The following is a 20106-nucleotide window of genomic DNA, read 5'->3' as shown; positions in this document are numbered from 1 at the left end:
CGCGAGGTTCACGTGACCGGCTCAGCCCACCGAGCCGCGTTCGCGGAGCTGGGGGGCCTGGACGATACGGCGGCGGCGCGTGGCGGTGCCGTCGGCGGCGGCCACGACGATACGGACGGCGGCGCGGACGATGCCGTCGATGTCCCAGTCGACCGTGGTCAGGCCGGGGGTGAGCAGGCCCGACATGGGGTGGTCGTCGTAGCCCATCACGGACACCTCGTACGGTATGCCCAGCTTCCGCTCGGCCGAGGCCGCGTAGACGCCGTAGGCGATCGAGTCGGCGAAGCAGAAGAACGCCCGGTGTCCGGCGTCGAGCATCTCGCCCGCGACCCTGGTGGCCGGTCCCAGCGACTGCGAGGCGGTGACCATCTCGATGTCGAGTCCCAGCCGCCCGGCCTCGGCCATGACGTGCACGTCCGCGGGCCGGTCGGGGGTGCTGGCCCGGGTCGAGGTGAGGACGGCCAGGCGCCGGTGACCCCGCTTGCGCAGGTGCTCCAGCGCGAGGGTCACCCCGGCCCGGTTGTCGAAGACGACCTCGCCCGCGGTGCGTGCCCCGGCCAGGGCGTCGCCGATCGACACCACCGGCAGCCCTTCGCACAGCTCGGCCCAGAGCGGCGCCGCGGGGTCGACCGGCTGCACGATCAGCGCGTCCACCCGCTGGTCGCGGAGCTGCCTGGCGAGCGTTTTCTCCCTGGCGGGGTCTCCGGCGGCGTCCAGGATGAGGGCGTACCGGTCGTTGTCCTTGAGCGCGCGGCCGATGCCCACGGCGAGCGCCTGCTGCCAGAGATCCTCCAGGGAACCGCAGAGCAGTCCGATCATGCCGGTCCTGCCGCTGGCCAGGGCCCGGGCGATCGGGTCGGCCTCGTAGCCGAGCTCGGCCGCGGCCCGGCGCACCCGCTCGATGGTCTCCTCCGACACCTGCATGCCGCGCAGGGCGTAGGAGACAGAGGCCGGTGACAGACCGGTGGCCTTCGCCACCTCACGGATGGTCGCTCGTTTCCGGGGCTGGGGCATCGGTCCACCCTATTCCCCGGGACCTTCGGGGGCGTGCTCCTCGCGCGATCAGAGGCGTCGAAGGGCGGCGGGAGGTATTGACACGATACGGGGTGAAGCGGTTCACTGAAGCGGTTCACTGAACCGTGTCACTGTTGGATGTGGCAAGGTGAGAGTGTTTACCCGTATTCTAGGTAGGGAATGCCGTGAAGCGTGGAAGGAGGAGATCCGTCGTGACCGTCGACGTTCACCAGCATCTGTGGACGCCCGCGTTCGTGGACGCGCTCAGACGGCGCACGGCCGCGCCCCGGCTCGACGGCTGGACCCTCCACACCGGCGGCGAGCCCGCCTACGAGGTCGACCCCGCCGATCACGACCTCGCCGGGCGCCTCGCGCTGAACGCGGATCTCGACCTCGCCCTCGTGTCGCTGTCCAGCCCGCTCGGCATCGAGTCCCTGCCTCCCGAGGACGCCTGGCCGATCATCGACGCCTACCACGAGGACGCCCTCGCCCTGCCCGCGCCCTTCGGCGCCTGGGCGGCGACCTGCCTCAGCGAGATCGACCCCGCCAGGCTCGCCAAGACCCTCGACACCCGAGGCGACGCGCGAGACGACACACGAGATGTCGCCCGGCGCGACGTACGGAGCGCGGCGGGAGACGACACGGGAAACGGCGTACGAGACGACGCGAAGGACCGCGAGACGGAGGGCGGCACGCGGGGCGCGCGGCCAGGATTCGTCGGGCTCCAGCTGCCCGCGACCGCGGTGCGCGACGCCGCGGGCCTGGCGAGAGTCGCCCCGCTGCTCGACATCCTCACCGAGCGCGACCTGCCGCTCTTCGTGCACCCCGGTCCCGCCACCGATCCTGAAGGGCCCGGCTGGTGGCCCGCCGTCGTGCCGTACGTGCAGCAGATGCACGCCGCGTGGTACGCCTTCACCGCCTTCGGACGGTCCCGCCACCCCCGCCTGCGGGTCTGCTTCTCGCTGCTCGCCGGGCTCGCCCCGCTCCACTCCGAGCGCCTGGCCAACCGGGGCGGCAAGGGCCGGGGACAGGTCGATCCCGACCTGTTCCTGGAGACCTCCTCCTACGGCCCGCGCGCCATCGACGCGATCGTCCGCGAACTCGGCGTCGACATCGTGGTGAGCGGCTCCGACCAGCCCTACGCCATCGCCCCCGATCCCGCGCTCGGCGACGCCGCCTGGCACGCCATCGCGGTCACCAACCCGAACCGCCTGCTGAACGGAAAGGAGTCGCGCAAGTGAACCAGTACCAGGGCCGCGAGAGCTGTGCGCTCCCGGCGACCAGAGCCGCGAGCCCGCGGCGCGCACGAGCCGCCCGGCCCGCCGACCGCACCGGTCACGCCATTCACCCCGGACGAGTGGACATCGCGGTCTCCGGACCGTTCGGCGGTGAGACCTCATGAGCTACGAGGCCCTGCCCGCTCGCGCCCTCGACCGGCGCGAACTCCTCGACCTGGTCAACGAGCTGGCCGCCGACCCGTCCCGGTGGGCGGACCAGGTGGACTTCCCCGAGGAGGGCGGGCGCCACTTCGCCTCCCTCTACCGCGACTCCCACGTGGACGTCTGGCTGTTGTGCTGGCGGCCGGAGGACGACACCGGCTGGCACGACCACGACACCTCCTCGGGGGCGGTGCGCGTGGTGGCCGGGACGCTCCTGGAGTGCAACCCCCGCATCGGCGGCGAGCACCTGGAGACCGTGATCTCGGAGGGCGAGTCCTTCTCCTTCGGCCCCGACCACATCCACCGGCTGACCGGCGCGGTTCACGGCAGCGTCTCGATCCACGCGTACTCGCCGCCGCTGTGGCGCCTGGGCCAGTACTCCATCAGCGACAGCGGAGTGATGCGCCGCGTCTCGGTCAGCTACGCCGACGAACTGCGTCCGATGGACGACGCCGAGCAGATGGCCGGCGTCGCCTGACGGGAGCCACCGGGTCGGTCCTCGCCGACCGACTCGGGGCCCGAGTGTCCCCGCCCTCACCGCCGCACCCGTCGTTCACGGGTGCGGCGGTCGTAGGACCGGACGCCTCACCGCGGACTCATACCTTCGTTACAGCGGCTTGACGGTCTAGAAGACGCGCGCCCTGACGGCGTTGGCCATGCCCGGGTCGTCGGCGAAGACGCCGTCGACGCCGAGGGAGTAGAGCCTCTCCAGCCAGCCCATCACGTCGCCGGTGGCGCGCGGGTAGGCGGGGCTCGCCGGGTCACCGAGCCGGAAGTCCACCGGGAGCTGCGCGTTCTCGTTCCTCACGGTCCAGGTGTGGACCTTCAGGCCGGTGCGGTTGGCGTCGCGGATGAGCGTGGTGGGCAGCAGGAGGCGGCCGTCGGGTCCGGCGGGCACGATCCGCCTGGTGTCGACGCCGATGCCGTCCGCGTAGCCCGCCACCTCGCGCAGCCCCGCGGGGGTGACCATGGTGTCGTAGGTGCGCGGGTCTCCGGCGGCGACCCAGTCGTACGGGGCGCCGGTGGCGGTGACGAGCTGGATCAACGGCAAGCTGGTCTTCTCTCTCAGCTCGCGCAGGTTGGCGGTCTCGAAGGACTGGATGAAGACCGGGTCGCCGCTCCCGCGCCAGCCGTGGCGGCCGAGCACCGCCAGCAGCGGCTCCTCCAGGGAGAGCCCGATGGAGTCGAAGTAGCTCGGGTGCTTGGTCTCGGGGTAGACGCCGACCCCGCTCCGCTTGGCGAGCGCGACGACCTCGTCGAAGGTCGGGATCTCCGCGAGGCCGTTGAAGGCGGTGTTGCCAGGACGCAGGTCGGGGATGCGCTCCTCGGCCCTGAGCGTCTTCAGCTCGGCGAGTGTGAAGTCCTCGGTGAACCAGCCGGTGATCGAGACGCCGTTGACGGTCTTGGTCGTCCGGCGCCCCGCGAACTCGGGGTGGCTCTCGACGTCCGTGGTGCCGCCGATCTCGTTCTCGTGCCTGGCCACCAGCACGTGGTCCTTCGTCGAGACCAGGTCGGGCTCGATGTAGTCGGCACCCAGCGCGATCGCGGTCTCGTACGAGAGCAGGGTGTGTTCTGGCCGGTGCGCGCTGGCGCCCCTGTGGCCGATGATGACGGGTTTACCGGCGCGGGACTCGGCGATCGCGGGTTCGGATTCTGGCAGCACGAAGGCGACGGTACCGGTCATGAGGACCGCCAGCAGCACGCCCTGAAACCTACGGATCATGTTCAGGACGGTAGAGGCACCCGATGACCAACGGGGCGACGACTCGCAAAGGAAGTCAGCCACAGTCAGCCACAAGGACAGCGGGTCACAAAGTCAACGGCCTCGGGGCACCGGCCTGGGGTCTTCTTGAAGCTCGCCATGATTGACCCGGTGGCCCGAACCTCAGGTGCGCGAAGGTCACACGGGGTTGCCGGGCATCTGCCCCCCGAAGGCGTCGTGCCCGTCGTGAAACGGGAGTCCGGAGGGTTCTGTGAGCGGGAGCCGCAGCACGAAACACGCGCCGCCGATGGGGGAGTCCTGGACACTGAGGGTTCCCCGATGGCCCTCGGCGATCTCGCGGGCGATCGCCAGGCCGAGGCCGGTGCCGGTGCCGCCGCGGTCGCGGCTGCGGGCCGCGTCCAGCCGGGTGAACCGTTCGAAGATCCGTTCCCGGTCGGCCTCTGCGATCCCCGCTCCGTCGTCGGAGACCGACAGTTCCGCGGTGTGCGCGTTATGGGTGACCTCGACCCGCACCACTCGTTTCGCATGCCTCTGGGCGTTGTCCAGCAGGTTGGCGAGCACCCGGGCGAGCTGGAGACGGACCGTGTTGACGTTCACCCCGGGTACGAGCCGCAACTGGACGCCGAGCCGGTCCGTCCGCCGGAAGATCTCCGTCTGGACCAGCTGTGCCAGGTCCACAGGCTCCCACTCGATCGGCGTGTTCTCCCTGGCCCTGGAGAGCGTGAGCAGGTCGGCGATGATCGCCTCAAGTCGATCTACGTCGCTCAGTGCGCGCCCGAGCACCTCGCTCAGATCGTGATCGCCGGGATGCAGTTGAGCCTCCTCGAGCTCCACGCGCAGCGCGGCGACGGGGTTGCGCAGCTCGTGTGAGGCGTCGGAGGCGAACCGACGCTGCTGCTGCAGCGCCTGCCTGAGTCGTTTCAGCGTGCGGGCGACGGTCTGGGCGACCTCGACACCGTCGGAGAGCTCGGGGGTCTCGTGGCACCCGTGCCCGAGGTCTGAAGACGCATCGAAATCATCGACGCAGTCACACAGACCGGCCATGTCCCTCATATCAGCTTTTCCTTCCCGCAACCAAGCCTTGGCAGTGTGCGGTGCGTGGTCACCACGCTAGGAGGACGGCGAGCGGCCCCGCCACCCCCAGGCGGTCCGATGTTCACCCCCCAGATGGGGTGGATCGGCGACCTCCTCCGGAGGGGACCCCTGCGTGTCGGATCTCGGCCCCGCGGCTCGGCCGTACGCCTACCGGCCTGGCAGGAGACCCGTCCGGGTAGCCACGACGACCGCCTCAAGCTGACTGTGCACGCCCAGCTTCGCCATGACGTTCTTGACGTGGCCACGAGCGGTGTGCGGGCTGACGACGAGCCGTGCGGCGATCGCCCGGGGGGCGAGCCCCTCCCCCATCAACCCGAGGACCTCCAGTTCGCGCATGGTGAGCCCCGCCCGGTTCTCACGGCCGTCTCGGGGCGGCGTATCGGGTGAGGGGCTCCGCAGGAGCACTTCGAGCGTCTCCCCCTCAACCATGATGATCTTCTCGTCGACCGAAGCCCTGATCACTCTGAGGATGGCCGGAAACGTCGCGTCCTTGGCGAGGAATCCGGCGGCACCCACCGCCTCGGCGGCCGTGAAGAGATCAGGAGTGGCGTCTCCCGTCAGAATGAGGACGCGGGTATCCGGGTAGGCCGCCTTGATCCGCCTCGTCCCCTCGATTCCGTCGACGTCGGGCAGGTGGATGTCCATGAGCACCACGTCAGGGTGGTGTGCCTTCATGAGGGGCACGGCATCCTCGACCGTTCCAACGGCCCCCACACAGTCCAGATCCGGCTGGATGTCGATCGCGATCTCAAGGGCGCCGGCAAGCGCCCGCTGGTCCTCTACCACGAGGACTCGGGTCATCGGATGACTCCTGCTCACTTGGACCGTGAACGCCTCCCGGCTCGTGGGCGGCCCTCGCCGCCATACGGTTCCCCGGGCCCGTGGCCCTGCGGGCGAATCAGGGGTCGGGGGCGTAAAACAGGCCGAACGGCCGACACAGCCTGTCCGAAAACCCTGGTCACGACGCTACTCGTGGCGCGGGGCGGTGGGCAAGGCCCGCCGGACCCGGTCATCGGGGTCGCGGGAGTCGCGGGAGTCACCGTGCGGCGGGTGTGACCGCGGGGACCGATGAGCATGCGAGGTACCGGGGAGGGTCGTGCTCATCTGATCCAGGTGCGCGCTGCGGCCCTTCCGCACCCCCGATGGGGCACGGGCGGCGGCACATCCCCCGGGGGCGCCGTTTGGGATTCGCGCAGGCTGGAGACGAGTTTCCAGGTGACCACCTACTCGTTCAGACTGTACGTGGCCGGCAACACGGAACGGTCCAAGGCTGCGGAGGTGAACCTGCGGTTCCTCTGCGACGCCCGCCTGTCCGGCACGTACGAGGTCGAGGTCGTCGACGCCGCCGAACGACCCGACCTGGCGGAGGAGGGACGGATCCTGGCCACCCCGACGGTGATCAGACTCGCGCCGCCCCCGCAACGACGGGTGATCGGGGACCTGTCCGACCATGACCGCGCCGCCGTCGCCCTCGGCTTCCCGGTCCTCGAAGAACCGCCCTCGGAAAGGCCACGACGATGAGCGGCGGCGCAACGATCGAGCAGATGCCCACGGGGATCAACGGTTTCGACCACATCGCCCTGGGCGGGCTGCCCGCCAACCGGTCCACACTCGTGAGCGGCACGACCGGCAGCGGTAAGACACTGTTCGCCGTCGAGTTTCTCGCTCGCGGGATCATGCGCTTCGACGAGCCGGGGGTGTTTGTCACCTTTGAGGAGACATCCAGCCATATCCGGCGTAACTCGGCCTCGCTGGGCTTCCCCATCGAGCAGTGGGAGGACGAGGGGAAGTGGGCCTTCGTCGACGCGTCAATGGGCATCGGTGAGGAGGAGCCGACCGTAGGGTCCTACGACCTCGGCGCGCTGGTGGCCCGCGTCCAGCACGCCGTCCGCCAGACCGGGGCCCGCCGTGTCGCGCTCGACTCGCTCGGCGCGATCTTCACCCGCTTCACCGGCGTCGAGACCATCCGCCACGAACTGGTCCGGATCGCCTCCGTCCTCGAAACGCTCGGGGTCACCTCGGTGCTCACCGCGGAGCGGCCCGCCGAGTATGACGGCGTGACCCGCTACGGGGTCGAACAATTCGTGCTGGACAACGTCGTCATCCTGCGCAACGTCCTGCGACAGGGGCGGCGGAGCCGTACCGTCGAGATCGTCAAGTTCCGCGGCGCCCCGCACAGTTCCGGGGAATGGCTCTTCACCATCGACCCGCAGGACGGGATCGTGGTCATTCCCCTCGCGTTCCTGGCGTCCTCCGGCCGCGCGTCACCGGACCGTGTCTCGTCGGGCAACGCCGAACTGGACAAGATGTGCGGCGGCGGCTTCTACCGGGACGCGATCGTCCTGATGTCCGGCCCTACCGGCACGGGCAAGACGCTGGCGGGTCTGCGTTTCGCCGCCACCGCCTTCGAGGCGGGCGAGCGCAGCCTGTTCTGCACCTTCGACGAGACCGATGAGCAACTCTTCCGCAACGCCGAGGGCTGGGGCCTGGACATCAGGTCCATGCAGGCGTCGGGTCTGCTCCGGGTCATCTCCAACTACCCGGAGGTGGCGTCACCAGAGAATCACTTTCTCCAGCTCAGGCGGACCGTCGAGGAGTTCGGTCCCCGTCGGCTGGTCATCGACACGCTGTCCGCGCTCGAACGCGTCGTCACACCACGGGCACTGCTCGACTTCGTCATCGCGCTGGGAGCGGTCCTTCGCCAGAACGAGATCACCACACTTATCACCGCGAGACCCACGGGGCGGGTCATGGCGACGGGCACGCCGACGACCGCGGAGATCGCCGGCTTCGCCGACGTCTGGGTCCTGCTCGAATACGTCGAGCGTGTCGGGGCGATCCAGCGTGCGATAGCCGTACTCCAGACACGGGGTTCCGCCCACGACCAAGGCATTCGCGAGGTGACGATCGACGGCACCGGCATGCACATCGGTGAGCCCTTGCGGGGCATCTCCCAGATCCTCGCCGGGGACATCAGTCCCGCGACCCTGTGGGTACCCGGATCCGAGGCGGCAGAAGGGCCCCCGGGGTGAGGATCGGAGGGGATCCCTCAGCCGAGGGCGGGGCCGCCGCGGGCTCCGAGCCGGGGCGGCCCGACGACGCGGGAACTCCGGGCAACATCAACCAGGTAATCGTGTCGGCCTCGGCGGACGGGATCATCGCGGTCGACGAGCAAGGCGTGATCCGGCTCTGCAACCCCGCCGCCGCGGAACTCTTCGCCCGCACGGCGGAGGAACTCATCGGCACCCTGTTCGGCTTCCCCCTCGTCGCCGGCACGGCGACCGGGATCGACCTGATACTGCCCGGCGGACGCAGGCGGGTGGTCGAGATGCGGATCACCACCACGACCCTGGAGGGCGAGCATCTCTACGTGGCGATACTCCGCGACGTCACCCGCCAGAGGCGCGAGGAGCGAGAGATGGAAGCGGCCCTGGATCGCCAGAACGTCGCCGTGGCGATCGCGGCCCACGAACTCCACAATCCCCTTGCGGCGATCAGCGTGCTGGTGGACGTGCTCCGTGACCGCCTGGTCGCGCTGGCCGAGGAGCAGCGGGCCGAGATCATCGAGCGCATCGCCGATCGCACGGCCCGTCTCCAGGGGCTGGTCCGGAAGCTCCTCACCGCGTCGACGATCGACGCGAGGGGCGCGTCCGCCTCCCTGGAACGCGTCCCCGTGCTCGAATTCATCCTCGAACGGCTGGGCGAGCTGGAGGAGCGATCCCAGGACGTGCACCTGTCCTGCGATCCCGAACTGGTGGCCATGGTCGATCGCAAGGAGTTCTCGGCGATGCTGGAGAACTACCTGGAGAACGCCTTCACCTATGGGCACCCACCGATCGAGATGTCCGCGTTCGGGCGGTCCGGCTGGGTCCAGGTGCGGGTGTGTGACCGGGGGGCGGGTGTACCGGAGGGTTTCGTGCCCCGGCTGTTCGAGCGCTTCAGCCGGGCGCCGGCGGTCGAGCAGGAGACGGAGGGAACCGGGCTGGGGCTCTGGATCGTCCGCAGCCTCGCCCAGGGCAACGGCGGCGACGCCTGGTACGAACCCGGCAAGAACGGGGGCGCCTGCTTCTGTCTCCGCCTGCGCCGAGAGCCGACGTCCTGAGCCGCTCCGCCGATCCCCAGGGGGCGACGGGTCAGGCCGGGGAGGGCGAATCCTTGGCCGCCCGGGTTCCCTGCGGGGCACCCGTACCGGTCTGCCCGGTAGGGCGCCCCGCCATGAACCCGACCCCCAGTTGCAGGGCGCACGCGCCGAGCCCGGCCAGCAGCGGCAGTGTCCAGCCGTCCGAGAGCTGGTGGAGCGCGCCGATCAGGAGCGGTCCGAGCGCGGCCAGCGTGTAGCCGACGGACTGGGCGACGGCCGACAGCGCGGTCACCGAGACCGGGTCGGGCGCGCGGAGCGTGATGATGAGCAGGGCGAGCGCGATCGAGGCGCCCTGCCCCACCCCGAGGACGATCATCCACAGCCACGGCAGGGCGGCGGGCGCGACCAGCACACCGAGGTATCCGGCGATCGTGAGAACGGTCGCGGCGGTGACGTACGGCACCTGGGAGCGGGCACGTCCCGCGAGCACCGGGACGGTCAGCGTGGCCGCCACCTGGGCCAGGTTGGTGAGGCTGAGCATGTATCCGGCCTGGTCGGCGGGGAGTCCCGCGTCCTTGAAGATCGTCGGTATCCAGGCCAGCATGATGTAGAAGGTCAGCGACTGTATGCCCATGTAGGCGGTGACGTACCAGGTCACCCGGCTGCGGAGCAGCAGGGCGAACGGCCTGGGCGCGGCCTCCTGGCGGGCGGGGCGGCGCAGCGCCTGGGGCAGCCAGAGCGCCGCCGCGGCCAGGGCGGGGATCGCGGTCATCGCGGTCACCTCGCGCCAGCCGAGCCCGGTGGCCCGCTCGATCGGTACGACGGAACCCGATGCCAGGGCGGCGCCCAGCACCAGGCCGGAGACGTAGATCGCGGTGAACGGCCCGACCCGCGAGGGGAAGTGCTGCTTGACCACGCCGGGCATCACCACGTTCATCACCGCGATGGCCGTACCGGCGACGGCCGCGCCCGCGTAGAGGGCCGGGACGCTTCCCTCGGCACGCAGTGCCACCCCAGCCGCCAGGATCAGCAGCCCTGCCAGGAGTGTGCGGTCCAGGCCGAAGCGGCGGGCGAGCAGGGGGGCGAGCGGGCCGAGGATGCCCAGGCAGACCACCATGACCGTAGTGATCGCCCCTCCCCCGGCGGCGCTCAGCCCGAGGTCCTCCATGATCTCGCCCAGCACCGGGGAGATGCCCGCGAGCGCGGGCCGCAGGTTGAGCGACGCGAGCACGAACCCCGCGATGAGCAAAACCCGCGACATCCGCGACATCGGCGACATCGACGCCCGTGACACACTGACTCCCCGTTCGGACATTGCCCAACTCTCCCATAAGCCTCACGACGCACCGTCAGGGAAAGTTGGGTCATCACAGAAAGGTGCCAGGACACGGCCTACCGCCGTCACGACGCACCGTCAGGGAAAGTTGGGTCAGGCGATCAGAAGGGGTAAGTCGCGATATTTCCTTGCATCGTCACCCAGCGGGTCTCGGTGAAGGCCTCGATGTTGGCCCGTCCCCCGCCGAAACGCGCGCCGGTGCCCGAGGCCCCGACCCCGCCGAACGGGGCCACCGCCTCGTCGTCCACCGTCTGGTCGTTGACATGCACGATCCCGGTGGGAACGAGGTCGGCCAGCGCGAGGCCCCGCATCGCGTCGCGCGTGAGGATGCCCAGCGACAGTCCGTACTCGCTGTCGGACGCCAGCGCGGCGGCCTCCTCGATCGTGGAGAACGGCACGACGGGCGCCACCGGGCCGAACACCTCCTGGACGTAGGCGGGAGCGCGCTCGGGCAGGTCCGCCAGGACCGTGGGCCGGTAGAAGAGCCCTTCGTAGGTGCCGCCCGCCGCCAGCCGCGCCCCGGCGTCGACGCTCGCGGTGACCAGGCCGTGCACCTTGTCCAGCTGGCCTGAGTCGATGAGCGGACCGAGCGCGACCTGCCCGCTCGCGGGGTCGCCGACCGGCAGGTGGTCGGCCTTCTCCGCGAGCCGGGCCACATACTCCTCCGCGATCGAGGAGTGCACCAGGTGGCGTCCGGTGGTCATGCAGATCTGTCCCTGGTGCAGGAAGGAGCCCCACGCGCCCGCCGAGACCGCGAGGTCCAGGTCCGCGTCGTCCAGGACGATGAGCGCGCTGTTCCCGCCGAGTTCCAGATGCGCCCGCTTGAGCAGCCGCCCGCACGCCTCGCCGACCGCGCGTCCCGCCGAGGTCGAGCCGGTGAAGGAGATCACCCGTACCAGCGGATCGCCGACGAGCGCCTGCCCCGCCTCCACCCCTCCCGGCAGTACCTGAAGCAGGCCGGACGGCAGTCCCGCCTCCTCGAAGACGCGGGCGACGGCGACACCCCCGGAGACGGCGGTGCGCGGGTCGGGCTTGAGGATCACCGCGTTGCCCAGGGCGAGCGCCGGGGCGACCGAACGGATGGCGAGGATCAGCGGGAAGTTGAACGGCGCGATCACGCCGACCACCCCCACGGGTACCCGCCTGGCCAGGCTGAGCCGCTGCTTGACGGTCGGCAGGATCTCCCCCAGCGGCTGGGACGCCAGCGCGGCGGCCTCGTAGCACTCCTGGGCGGCGACGTGCGTCTCCACACCCGCTTTGGGGCGGATCGACCCGGCCTCGCGAACCAGCCAGTCCTGGATCTCCTCCGCGTGATCCTCGAACAGCCTCCCGGCCCGTCGCAGCACGGCCGCCCGCTCCTCGAAGGAGGCCGCCGCCCACTCCCGCTGCGCCCGTACGGCGAGCACGGCCGCCGCCGCCACGTCCTCGGCCCCCGCCACGCCGACCCTGCCGAGTTCGGCTCCGGTGGCGGGCTCGACCACGGCCGTGTCGCCCGCGTGCGAGGTGACCCAGCCGTTCCCGAAGACCTGCCCGGTCCACGTCGTCGCATCCATGAGGGTCGTACGGGGCACGGGACCTCCCGAGGGAAAGGACAAGGGGATAGTGTTCGTTATGCGAACAATGATTCCCTGAACGAACGAGGCGTATCGCGGAAGCTACGCCGCTTATGTCGGATATGTCAAGGAACGATCACCGAGGGACCGACCATCCGGAGAGCAACCTCCAGGCCCCCCAGACAGGAGCCTCCCACCGTGAACGACGTCCACATCCTCGACGCGGCCCGCACGCCCACCGGCCCGCCCCCCGGTCTGTTCTCAGGGATGTTCTCCAGGGGCGAGGCGTCGGCGCGGGTGTCGGATGTCGCCTGGCTCGCCGCCATGCTGGACGTCGAGGCCGCGCTCGCCGGCGCGCAGGCCGGGATCGGCCTCGTCCCCGCCGAGGTGCCCGCCGCGCTGGCCGCGGCCTGCCGTCCCGAGCTGTACGACATCGCCGAGCTGGGCCGCGAGGCCGCGCGGACCGGCAACCCCGTCATCCCCCTGGTCACCGCCCTGCGAGAACGGATCCAGCCGGAGCTGCGGCGGTTCGTCCACTACGGCGCCACCAGCCAGGACGTCAACGACACCGCGGCCATGCTGATCGCCCGTCGCGCCCTCACACCGGTCCTCACCGACCTGTCGGCCTGCGCGGACGCCTGCGCGCGACTGGCGTCCGAACACCGCGGCACCGTCATGGCCGGGCGTACCGTGCTGCAACACGCCGTACCCATCACGTTCGGGCTGAAGGCGGCGGGCTGGCTGAGCGCGCTGGACCACGCCAGGACCGGGCTCGCGCAGGTGCCGCTGCCGGTCCAGTACGGCGGGGCCGCGGGCACCCTCTCGGTCCTCGGCGGGCGGGGCCACGAGGTGCCGCCACTCCTCGCGGCCGAGCTGGGACTCGCCGAACCGGTCGTCCCCTGGCACACCGACCGGACCCCGGTGGCCCGGCTCGCCTGCGCACTCGGCACCGTCGCCGGGACGCTCGGCAAGACGGCGAACGACGTGAAGCTGCTCGCCCAGACCGAGGTGGCGGAGGTCGCCGAGCCGGCGGGTCCCGGCCGGGGCACCTCCAGCGCGATGCCGCACAAGCGCAACCCGGTGGGCTCGATGTCCGTACTCGCCTGTGTCCAGCGCGTCCCCGGGCTGGTCGCCTCGATCCTCGACGGCATGGTCCAGGAGCACGAGCGCGCGGCGGGCCCCTGGCAGGCCGAGTGGGAGACGCTGGGCGAGCTGCTCAGGCTCGTCGGCAGCGCCGCCTCCTGGCTCCGCGAGGTACTGGAGGGCCTCACCGTGGACGTCGCGAGGATGCGCGCCAACCTCGGCGCGACCCGCGGGCTGCTCATGGCCGAGCAGGTCGTCGTACGGCTCGGAGGCACCCCCGAGGCCCGGCGACTGGTGGACGCCGCCTGCGCCCGCGCCGCCGAGGGGGGCTCGGAGCTGCGGGAGGTCCTGCTCGCCGATCCCGGTGTCTGTCTGAGCACCGAGGAGATCGACGCGGCCCTCGACCCTGCGGGCGCCCTCGGCTCCGCCGCCGTCTTCGTCGACCGGGCGCTCGCCGCCCACGAGAACCGCATGAGCCCGCACCTGAGCGGACGGAACGCGGACGAGTGGCACGAACGGACAGGAGACCGGAAAATGAGCGGCGCGGGCGGACGGGAAGCCGGGGATACGGGAACACAGACGGGATTCCCACGGGAATGAGCGGCTCGGACGGACAGAAGCGCGGGGAGGCCCGAGGAATGAGCGACGCGGACGCGCGGACGCGCGGGAAGACCGGAGAGGTGAGCGAGGCGAACAGGTGGGAGGCCGGGGACGCGACGCGCCGGGCCGTGCTCGGCGACGAGCACGTGGACCGCGCCGTCGCGACGACCACCCCGTTCACCGCGGACTTCCAGGAGTTCATCACCAGGTACGCCTGGGGCGAGATCTGGACCCGCCCCGGCCTGGACCGGCGCACCCGCAGCTGTGTCACGCTGGCGATGCTCGCCGCGCTCGGGCACGAGAACGAGCTGGCCATGCACGTGAGGGCCGCGCTCCGCATCGGCCTGACCGAGGAGGAGATCAAGGAGGTCCTGCTGCAGACCGCGATCTACGCGGGCGTGCCCGCCGCCAACCGGGCGTTCGCGGTGGCACGGGCGGCGCTGAGGTCCGGGGGAAACTTCGAGGGGAACGAGGAGGGCGGGGATGACCGAACCGATTGACCGTGGCTCGGAGCATGTGCAGTCACTGGCACGCGGGCTCTCGGTGATCAAGGCGTTCAGCGCGACGAGCCCCGAGCTGACGCTCAGCGAGGTGGCCCGCGCGACCGGCCTGACCAGGGCCGCGGCCCGGCGGTTCCTGCTGACGCTCGTCGACCTCGGCTACGTCAGGACCGACGGGCGGCTGTTCGCGCTCTCCCCCCGCGTCCTGGATCTCGGGTACGCCTACCTGTCGGGCCTCTCGTTGCCCGAGGTGGCCGAGCCGCACCTCGAACGCCTCGTCGCCGAGGTGCGCGAGTCGGCGTCGGTGGCGGTGCTCGACGGCGAGGACGTCGTCTACGTGGCCCGGGTGGCCACCAGCAGGATCATGCGGGTGACCATCAACATCGGCACCCGCTTCCCGGCCCACTGCACCTCGATGGGCAGGGTGCTGCTCGCCTGGCTGCCGCCCGACGACCTCGACGCCTACCTCGGGCGCGTCGAGCTCCACCGGTTCACCCCCAACACGATCACCTCCCCCGCCGCCCTGGGGGCCGAGCTGGAAAAGATCCGCGCCCAGGGCTGGGCCATGGTCGACCAGGAGCTGGAGGAGGGCCTGCGCTCGATCGCCGTCCCCGTCAGGGAACGTTCGGGACGGGTGAGCGCCGCGATCAACATCTCCTCGCACGCGAGCCGTACGACCCCGGAGTCCGCCCGCCGCGATCTGCTCCCGCCGTTGCTCGCCACCGCCGCGCGGGTGGAGACCGACCTGCACGCGGCGGGCGTCAGGAGCGGTTCCCTGTCCCACCGCTGACCCTTTCCCTCGCTGTCCCTCGCTGTCCCCCCGCTGCCCACCGCTGCCCACCGCCCCGCGAAGGCGCAGGCCGGCGCGGGGTTGGCCGTGACGACGGCGGGCATACCGACCTCGTCGCCGACTCGGGGGAAAACGCATGTCGCAGGGGTGGAGGACGGCCGTTCCGCAGCGACGGCCACGGGTCCGGACCGCCACGGGGTCAGGGCACGTCCACGACCCGGTCTGCCTGCGCCTGGCGGGAAGGCGATGAGCGTGAGCCCGGTGGCGGGGATCCTCGCCGGCGCGGCGGGCACCACCGCGCTGAACATCGCCGGTTATCTGGACATGGTCGTACGTGGCCGGGCCGCGAGCGGGTTGCCGGCCGAGGCCGCGGGCAAGCTGGCCGACCGCGCGGGTGCCGACCTCGGCTCGGGGGAGGCCGCCGACAGCAGGCGCGAGGGCATGGGCGCGCTGCTCGGGTACGCGACGGGGCTGGGTGTCGGCGGGCTGTACGGCCTGCTGACCGGAGACCGTCGCGTTCCGCCGCCGTTGGCCGCCCTGGGACTGTCGGCGATGGCGATGGCCGCGAGCGTGGCCCCCCTCACCGCGCTGCGCCTGACCGACCCGCGCGAGTGGGACGCGTCGTCCTGGGTCTCCGACATCGTCCCCCACCTGGCCTACGGCGTGACGGCCGCGACCGTGTACGACCGCCTGACCCGCCCCTGACCCGGCCGGCGTCCGTCTCCGCGTACGATCCGTCGGCGCCCGTTCGCCCTTGGCGGATCCGATCAAGGAGGCGCCACGGGTGAGCAGGATGGGCGCATGACGATAAGACTCACCAAACTCGGACACGCGTGCGTACGGCTGGAGAAGGACGGGCGGAGCCTCGTCATCGATCCCGGTGCGATGACCCCCGAGGTCGATGCCATCACCGGGGCCGAGGCCGTGCTCGTCACCCACGAGCACTTCGACCACTTCGAACCCGACCGTCTGCGCGCGGCCGTCGCCGAGAATCCGCGTCTCGTCGTCCACACCTGCCCCGGCGTGGCCCGGCACCTGACCGAGTTGGGCGACAGCGTACGGGTCGTGCGTGCGGGGGACGTGCTGGCGGTCGCCGGGTTCGAGGTGACCGTCGTGGGAGAGAAACACCACTTCAGTCATCCCGACGTACCACCGGTGGACAACGTCGGGTTCATCGTCGACGGGGAGGTCTTCCACCCCGGCGACGCGCTCACCGTCGTCGACGTGCCGACGTTGCTGGTGCCCGGCCAGGCCCCCTGGATGACGGTTCCCGACATGATCGTCTACCTGCGGACGATGGCACCCCGGCGCGCGTACGCGATCCACGACGGGCTGATCAACGACTGGGGCGTCAAGGTGCTGGAGAGCGTGCTCGCCAGTGAGGCCGAACGACTCGGGGCCGACATCCGGCGCCTCACCCCCGGCGAGAGCGTCGACCTCTGACCCCCTGTTGATGACGAACCATGCCCGGTCTCCTGGGGCGGAGCATCGTCATGCGGGCGGCTGTCCACCGGTTCTCAGGGGGCGGTGCAGGGCGAGGGAGCTGAGGACGGTCGCGGCTCCCATGAGGACGATCGCCGTGTGCGGGGAGGTCAGCTCGGCGGCGGCGCCGGCGAGGGCGCCGCCCACGGCCTGGCCGGTCATCATTCCCGCGGCGGCCAGGCCGAAGGCCTGCCCCCTCACGGCTTCCGGCACCGCGTCCACGAACCACCGCTGCAACCCCAGCTGGCAGGCGCTCGACGCCGCGGTGGCGAGCATCACGATCAGCGCGGCTCCGGCGAGTCCCGGCTGGAGTGCGAAGGCGAGCAGGGGGACGCCCGACACGATCGCGAAGGGAAACGTCAGCCGTTCCCTTCCGGTGGGCGAGACGAACCGGCCGATGACGAAGTTTCCGGCCGCCAGGCCGACGGAGGCGGCGGCGAGCGCGAACCCTGCGGTGTTGCCCAGGTAGGGGATCATCATCGCCTCGGCACCCACTATGAGCGAGATCGGCAGCCACTGCGCGAGCAGCAGTCCGCGTACGCGGGGGTCCGTCAGCAGGGCCCGGTTGACGCGCAGCGTCTCCCGTACGGCACCGCCATCCGCCCGGGTCCGGGCATCCGCCCTGCCCGTCTCCTCGGTGAGGGAGCCGCCGCCTGGAATACCCGTGTCGGAGAGCTCGCCATCGGAGAGGTTCTCATCGGGAAGGCCACCGCCGGAGGGGCCACCGTCCTTCGTATCGGCGCCGGGGAAGCCGGTGTCCCTCGCGTTCCTGGCGGGGAAGTCGGGCAGGCCGTAGCGCAGTACCGCGGCCGCCAGGAGGGACAGCACCGCGGTGACGGTCAGCGCCCCCTCGGGTCCGACGAAGGCGAGGATGGCGCCGCCCGCCGCGAGGCCGCCGATCTGGGCCCCGGCGGCCGTCACGTTCAGCACCGACCTGGCCAGGACGAACGCGTCGCCGGGCAGCAGGTCGGGCAGGAGTGCGCTGCGCGCCGCCCCGAAGACCGGCGAGAACAGACCGGTGGCGAGAACGAGGACGAGCATCGCCCAGACGGGCAGCCCGGTGAAGGCGAGGAGCAGGCAGGTCACCATCCGCAGCAGCTCACCGATGATCATCAGCGCGCGAGGGCGGAGCCGGTCGGCCAGCGAGAGCAGGAACGTCCCGCCGACGATGTAGGGGAGGAAGCCCACCATGTACGCCGCCGCCGACAGTCCCGGCGAGCCGGTCCGCGCGTACACCAGCGCCGACAGGGCGAGCATCTTGACCTGGTCCCCCGCGACCAGGAGGGTGAAGCTTCCGAACAGGACACGGAACTCCCGGCTCGCGAAGACCTCCGTATAGGTCGCGCCGCGCTCTTGTGTGGTCATGGACACGATGGTGGAAGACGCCCGAACGGCTGACTAAGCTTTCGGATATATCCGAAAGGTCGCCCAGTGGTCTTCCGTATCGAGGTCACCCCGCACGACATCATGGCGAGCAGGTTCGCCATCTCCCCGCTCATCGTGACCAAGCACGCGCTCTGGATCCTCTCCGGCAGGCGGGAGGCCGGGGAGTGGCGGGCGTGGATCGCCAGGATGCGGGAGCCGTACGAAAGACTGCTGCTCACACACCCCGGGCTGGTTCCCATGGTGGCGCTGTTCCGTGAGCGTTACTACAACGCCGACTTCCCCGCGCCGCCACCGACCGGCGTGAACACCCCGTTCGAGGCGGAGATCGCGGTGGTGCGGGCCACCCCGGTGGCGCGGGCACACGCCGAGATCACCAGGAACCTGGAGGGGGCGCCGCGCCTTCCCCGGCCCGTCATGGACGTGCTGTTCTCGCCGGAGGTCGTACGACTGTTCGCCGAGGCGCTGAGTGCGATCTGGCAGGAGATCGTCTCCCCCGCGTGGCCGCGCTTCCACGCGATCCTGGAGCGGGACGTGGTCCAGCGGGCGGGCCGTCTGGCGACCTACGGCTGGGGCGCGGCACTCGACGACCTCAACCCCCGGGTCCGGTGGCGTCCCGACGGTGTCATCGAGGTGTTCTCCAGAGAGAAGGAGGAGACCCACCGGCTCGACGGGCGCGGGCTGCTCTTCATACCGACCGTGTTCCCCACCGGGATCGGCTCCTACCTGGAGTCCCACTGGCCGTATGCGATCAGCTATCCGGCTCGGGGCACCGGCGTCCCGCCCGAGACGCCGGACGGCCTGGCCGGACTGATCGGCAGGACCAGGACCCGCCTCCTGCTGGAGTTGGCGACCCCGGCGACCACCACCCAGCTCGTGTCCCTGCTGGAGCTGAGCCTGGGGACCGTGGGCGGGCACATCTCCGCCCTGCGCAGGGCGGGCCTGGTCACCGGGAGCCGCACCGGTCGCGGTGTCCTGTACCACCGCACCGCGCTGGGCGACTCCCTGGTCAGCCCATCAAGGCTGCGGTCTTGAGGAGCCGACGGCCGATCAGACGATGAGGAACGCGACACGGAACACGATGCCCCGGACGCTCATGCCGCGTGCGACGGGAGAGAGACGCCGGTCAGCTTGGCGCACGCGTCGAGGAGCCCGTCCTGCAACTCGGGCGAGCGCGCGGCGGGATGGACGAAACACGGTTTCCGGTGGTGGAAGTAGCCGCCGGTCACGGTGGCCTCGGGGTCCTGGCTCACGGCGAGCCACGCCTGCGTCACCGGCCCCTGGGAGAGGTCGTCGGGCGCGCCCGGACCTCCCATCTTCGTCGGGACCCAGCCGGGTTCGAGCGCGTTGGACAGCACGTCGGGCCATCGGCGGGCGACCGCGAACGCGAGAACGACGTCCAGCAGCTTGCTGTCGGCGTACGCCCGCGAGCCGTCCCAGGGCCGGGCGGTCCACTGGAGGTCGTCCAGACCGGTGTCCCCGCCGCGATGCATGCCCGAGCTCAGGTAGACCAGCCGGGCGGGCGGGGCGATGAGTGCCGTGAGCAGGTACGGGGCGAGCACGTTGACCGCGAACACGTGGGCGAGCCCGTCGGCGGTCTCGATCCTGCTCGGCTCTCGGTATCCGACGGCGGCGTTGTGGATGATCGCGTCGTAGCGGGCCATCCTGCCTGCCTGGACGGCGACCGACCGCATTCCCTCGATGGTGGTCAGGTCGCCGATGAGGACGGCTTCGGCCTCCGGCAGCGCGTCGCGCGCGTCACCGGCGCGGGTGTCGTTACGTGCGTGCAGGGTGACGTCATGGCCGTCGTGAGCCAGCAGCCGGGCGGCCATGAGACCGAGGCCGTCGGTGGAGCCGGTGATCAGAACACGTGCCATGGAGACGATCCCCTTTTTTCGAACGGGCTGATCGTTGACTACCCAGCGGAACGGGGGCGCACGCCGCCGGATGGGCATCAGGCCAGGTCAAACCCCTGCCAGGCCATCTCGAGGAGGCCATCGGACGCGCCCGGACACGGTCGGCGACCA

At 71.0% G+C, this 20106-nt stretch carries 19 protein-coding genes; 11 read left to right on the top strand and 8 right to left on the bottom strand.

Annotated elements, in window-relative coordinates:
* Positions 1-21: 21 nt before the first annotated feature.
* Complete coding sequence (locus ABZ664_RS13995) at positions 22-1014, bottom strand: LacI family DNA-binding transcriptional regulator (RefSeq protein WP_362508130.1); 993 nt, start codon at positions 1012-1014, stop codon at positions 22-24.
* A gap of 212 nt (positions 1015-1226) precedes the next feature.
* Here ABZ664_RS13995 and ABZ664_RS13990 point away from each other — a divergent pair, with 212 nt between their 5' ends.
* On the top strand, positions 1227-2255 hold the full coding sequence (locus ABZ664_RS13990; protein WP_362508127.1) for an amidohydrolase: 1029 nt from the start codon (positions 1227-1229) through the stop codon (positions 2253-2255).
* Between the two features lie 157 nt (positions 2256-2412).
* Positions 2413-2931, top strand: a complete 519-nt coding sequence (locus ABZ664_RS13985; RefSeq protein ID WP_362508124.1) for a cysteine dioxygenase family protein — start codon at positions 2413-2415, stop codon at positions 2929-2931.
* A 147-nt stretch (positions 2932-3078) separates the two neighbouring features.
* On the opposite strand, the gene ABZ664_RS13980 is transcribed toward ABZ664_RS13985, so the two are convergent.
* The 3 genes from ABZ664_RS13980 to ABZ664_RS13970 form a co-directional block, all read right to left on the bottom strand.
* Positions 3079-4176, bottom strand: a complete 1098-nt coding sequence (locus ABZ664_RS13980) for a glycerophosphodiester phosphodiesterase (protein ID WP_362508121.1) — start codon at positions 4174-4176, stop codon at positions 3079-3081.
* 177 nt (positions 4177-4353) lie between these two features.
* Entirely contained in the window at positions 4354-5229 is an 876-nt protein-coding gene (locus ABZ664_RS13975) for a HAMP domain-containing sensor histidine kinase (RefSeq protein WP_362508119.1), read from the bottom strand.
* Positions 5230-5418: 189 nt separating this feature from the next.
* The gene (locus tag ABZ664_RS13970) at positions 5419-6072 is read right to left on the bottom strand and encodes a response regulator transcription factor (protein ID WP_362508116.1); all 654 of its coding nucleotides are present in this window, start codon (positions 6070-6072) and stop codon (positions 5419-5421) included.
* A 414-nt stretch (positions 6073-6486) separates the two neighbouring features.
* On the opposite strand from ABZ664_RS13970, the gene ABZ664_RS13965 reads away from it, so the two are divergent.
* The 3 genes from ABZ664_RS13965 to ABZ664_RS13955 are packed head-to-tail and all read left to right on the top strand — an operon-like array spanning position 6487 to position 9373.
* Positions 6487-6792: a circadian clock KaiB family protein gene (locus ABZ664_RS13965; RefSeq protein ID WP_362508113.1), complete on the top strand. Its 306-nt coding sequence runs from the start codon at positions 6487-6489 to the stop codon at positions 6790-6792.
* Positions 6789-8303, top strand: coding sequence for a circadian clock protein KaiC (kaiC, locus tag ABZ664_RS13960; protein WP_362508110.1), 1515 nt, complete (start codon positions 6789-6791; stop codon positions 8301-8303). The genes ABZ664_RS13965 and kaiC overlap by 4 nt, the downstream gene beginning before the upstream one ends.
* Positions 8300-9373: an ATP-binding protein gene (locus ABZ664_RS13955; RefSeq protein WP_362508107.1), complete on the top strand. Its 1074-nt coding sequence runs from the start codon at positions 8300-8302 to the stop codon at positions 9371-9373. The genes kaiC and ABZ664_RS13955 overlap by 4 nt, the downstream gene beginning before the upstream one ends.
* A 31-nt stretch (positions 9374-9404) precedes the next feature.
* Here ABZ664_RS13955 and ABZ664_RS13950 read toward each other — a convergent pair whose 3' ends face one another.
* Both ABZ664_RS13950 and ABZ664_RS13945 read right to left on the bottom strand, forming a co-directional pair.
* The gene (locus ABZ664_RS13950) at positions 9405-10613 is read right to left on the bottom strand and encodes an MFS transporter (RefSeq protein ID WP_362508104.1); all 1209 of its coding nucleotides are present in this window, start codon (positions 10611-10613) and stop codon (positions 9405-9407) included.
* Positions 10614-10789: 176 nt separating this feature from the next.
* On the bottom strand, positions 10790-12241 hold the full coding sequence (locus ABZ664_RS13945; RefSeq protein WP_362508273.1) for a benzaldehyde dehydrogenase: 1452 nt from the start codon (positions 12239-12241) through the stop codon (positions 10790-10792).
* Positions 12242-12439: 198 nt separating this feature from the next.
* Between ABZ664_RS13945 and pcaB the strand changes: the two genes are divergently transcribed.
* The 5 genes from pcaB to ABZ664_RS13920 all read left to right on the top strand — a co-directional run bounded on the left by pcaB (position 12440) and on the right by ABZ664_RS13920 (position 16657).
* Positions 12440-13924: a 3-carboxy-cis,cis-muconate cycloisomerase gene (pcaB, locus tag ABZ664_RS13940; protein ID WP_362508101.1), complete on the top strand. Its 1485-nt coding sequence runs from the start codon at positions 12440-12442 to the stop codon at positions 13922-13924.
* 38 nt (positions 13925-13962) lie between these two features.
* On the top strand, positions 13963-14424 hold the full coding sequence (gene pcaC, locus ABZ664_RS13935) for a 4-carboxymuconolactone decarboxylase (protein WP_362508098.1): 462 nt from the start codon (positions 13963-13965) through the stop codon (positions 14422-14424).
* Positions 14408-15214 (top strand): IclR family transcriptional regulator, encoded by an 807-nt coding sequence (locus ABZ664_RS13930; protein ID WP_362508095.1) that lies wholly within the window; start codon positions 14408-14410, stop codon positions 15212-15214. Before pcaC ends, ABZ664_RS13930 begins: the two co-directional genes overlap by 17 nt.
* Positions 15215-15460: 246 nt before the next feature.
* Complete coding sequence (locus tag ABZ664_RS13925) at positions 15461-15919, top strand: hypothetical protein (protein WP_362508092.1); 459 nt, start codon at positions 15461-15463, stop codon at positions 15917-15919.
* A 96-nt stretch (positions 15920-16015) separates the two neighbouring features.
* Positions 16016-16657 (top strand): MBL fold metallo-hydrolase, encoded by a 642-nt coding sequence (locus ABZ664_RS13920; RefSeq protein WP_362508089.1) that lies wholly within the window; start codon positions 16016-16018, stop codon positions 16655-16657.
* Positions 16658-16705: 48 nt separating this feature from the next.
* Here ABZ664_RS13920 and ABZ664_RS13915 read toward each other — a convergent pair whose 3' ends face one another.
* On the bottom strand, positions 16706-18061 hold the full coding sequence (locus tag ABZ664_RS13915; protein ID WP_362508086.1) for an MFS transporter: 1356 nt from the start codon (positions 18059-18061) through the stop codon (positions 16706-16708).
* 66 nt (positions 18062-18127) lie between these two features.
* On the opposite strand from ABZ664_RS13915, the gene ABZ664_RS13910 reads away from it, so the two are divergent.
* Complete coding sequence (locus tag ABZ664_RS13910; RefSeq protein ID WP_362508083.1) at positions 18128-19114, top strand: winged helix-turn-helix domain-containing protein; 987 nt, start codon at positions 18128-18130, stop codon at positions 19112-19114.
* 59 nt (positions 19115-19173) lie between these two features.
* Here ABZ664_RS13910 and ABZ664_RS13905 read toward each other — a convergent pair whose 3' ends face one another.
* Positions 19174-19956 (bottom strand): SDR family NAD(P)-dependent oxidoreductase, encoded by a 783-nt coding sequence (locus ABZ664_RS13905; protein ID WP_362508080.1) that lies wholly within the window; start codon positions 19954-19956, stop codon positions 19174-19176.
* Positions 19957-20106 lie beyond the last annotated feature (150 nt).

Source organism: Streptosporangium sp. NPDC006930 (genome assembly GCF_040635605.1).
Classification (GTDB): Bacteria; Actinomycetota; Actinomycetes; order Streptosporangiales; family Streptosporangiaceae; genus Streptosporangium.
This window is presented reverse-complemented; position numbering and strand designations above follow the sequence as displayed.

Coding starts and splice junctions, on each gene's coding strand:
- ABZ664_RS13995 (WP_362508130.1), bottom strand. CDS start 1,014: ATGCCCCAGCCCCGGAAACGAGCGACCATCCGTGAGGTGGCGAAGGCC.
- ABZ664_RS13985 (WP_362508124.1), top strand. CDS start 2,413: ATGAGCTACGAGGCCCTGCCCGCTCGCGCCCTCGACCGGCGCGAACTC.
- ABZ664_RS13980 (WP_362508121.1), bottom strand. CDS start 4,176: ATGATCCGTAGGTTTCAGGGCGTGCTGCTGGCGGTCCTCATGACCGGT.
- ABZ664_RS13975 (WP_362508119.1), bottom strand. CDS start 5,229: ATGAGGGACATGGCCGGTCTGTGTGACTGCGTCGATGATTTCGATGCG.
- ABZ664_RS13970 (WP_362508116.1), bottom strand. CDS start 6,072: ATGACCCGAGTCCTCGTGGTAGAGGACCAGCGGGCGCTTGCCGGCGCC.
- kaiC (WP_362508110.1), top strand. CDS start 6,789: ATGAGCGGCGGCGCAACGATCGAGCAGATGCCCACGGGGATCAACGGT.
- ABZ664_RS13950 (WP_362508104.1), bottom strand. CDS start 10,613: ATGTCGCGGGTTTTGCTCATCGCGGGGTTCGTGCTCGCGTCGCTCAAC.
- ABZ664_RS13945 (WP_362508273.1), bottom strand. CDS start 12,241: ATGGATGCGACGACGTGGACCGGGCAGGTCTTCGGGAACGGCTGGGTC.
- pcaC (WP_362508098.1), top strand. CDS start 13,963: ATGAGCGACGCGGACGCGCGGACGCGCGGGAAGACCGGAGAGGTGAGC.
- ABZ664_RS13930 (WP_362508095.1), top strand. CDS start 14,408: ATGACCGAACCGATTGACCGTGGCTCGGAGCATGTGCAGTCACTGGCA.
- ABZ664_RS13925 (WP_362508092.1), top strand. CDS start 15,461: ATGAGCGTGAGCCCGGTGGCGGGGATCCTCGCCGGCGCGGCGGGCACC.
- ABZ664_RS13920 (WP_362508089.1), top strand. CDS start 16,016: ATGACGATAAGACTCACCAAACTCGGACACGCGTGCGTACGGCTGGAG.
- ABZ664_RS13915 (WP_362508086.1), bottom strand. CDS start 18,061: ATGACCACACAAGAGCGCGGCGCGACCTATACGGAGGTCTTCGCGAGC.
- ABZ664_RS13905 (WP_362508080.1), bottom strand. CDS start 19,956: ATGGCACGTGTTCTGATCACCGGCTCCACCGACGGCCTCGGTCTCATG.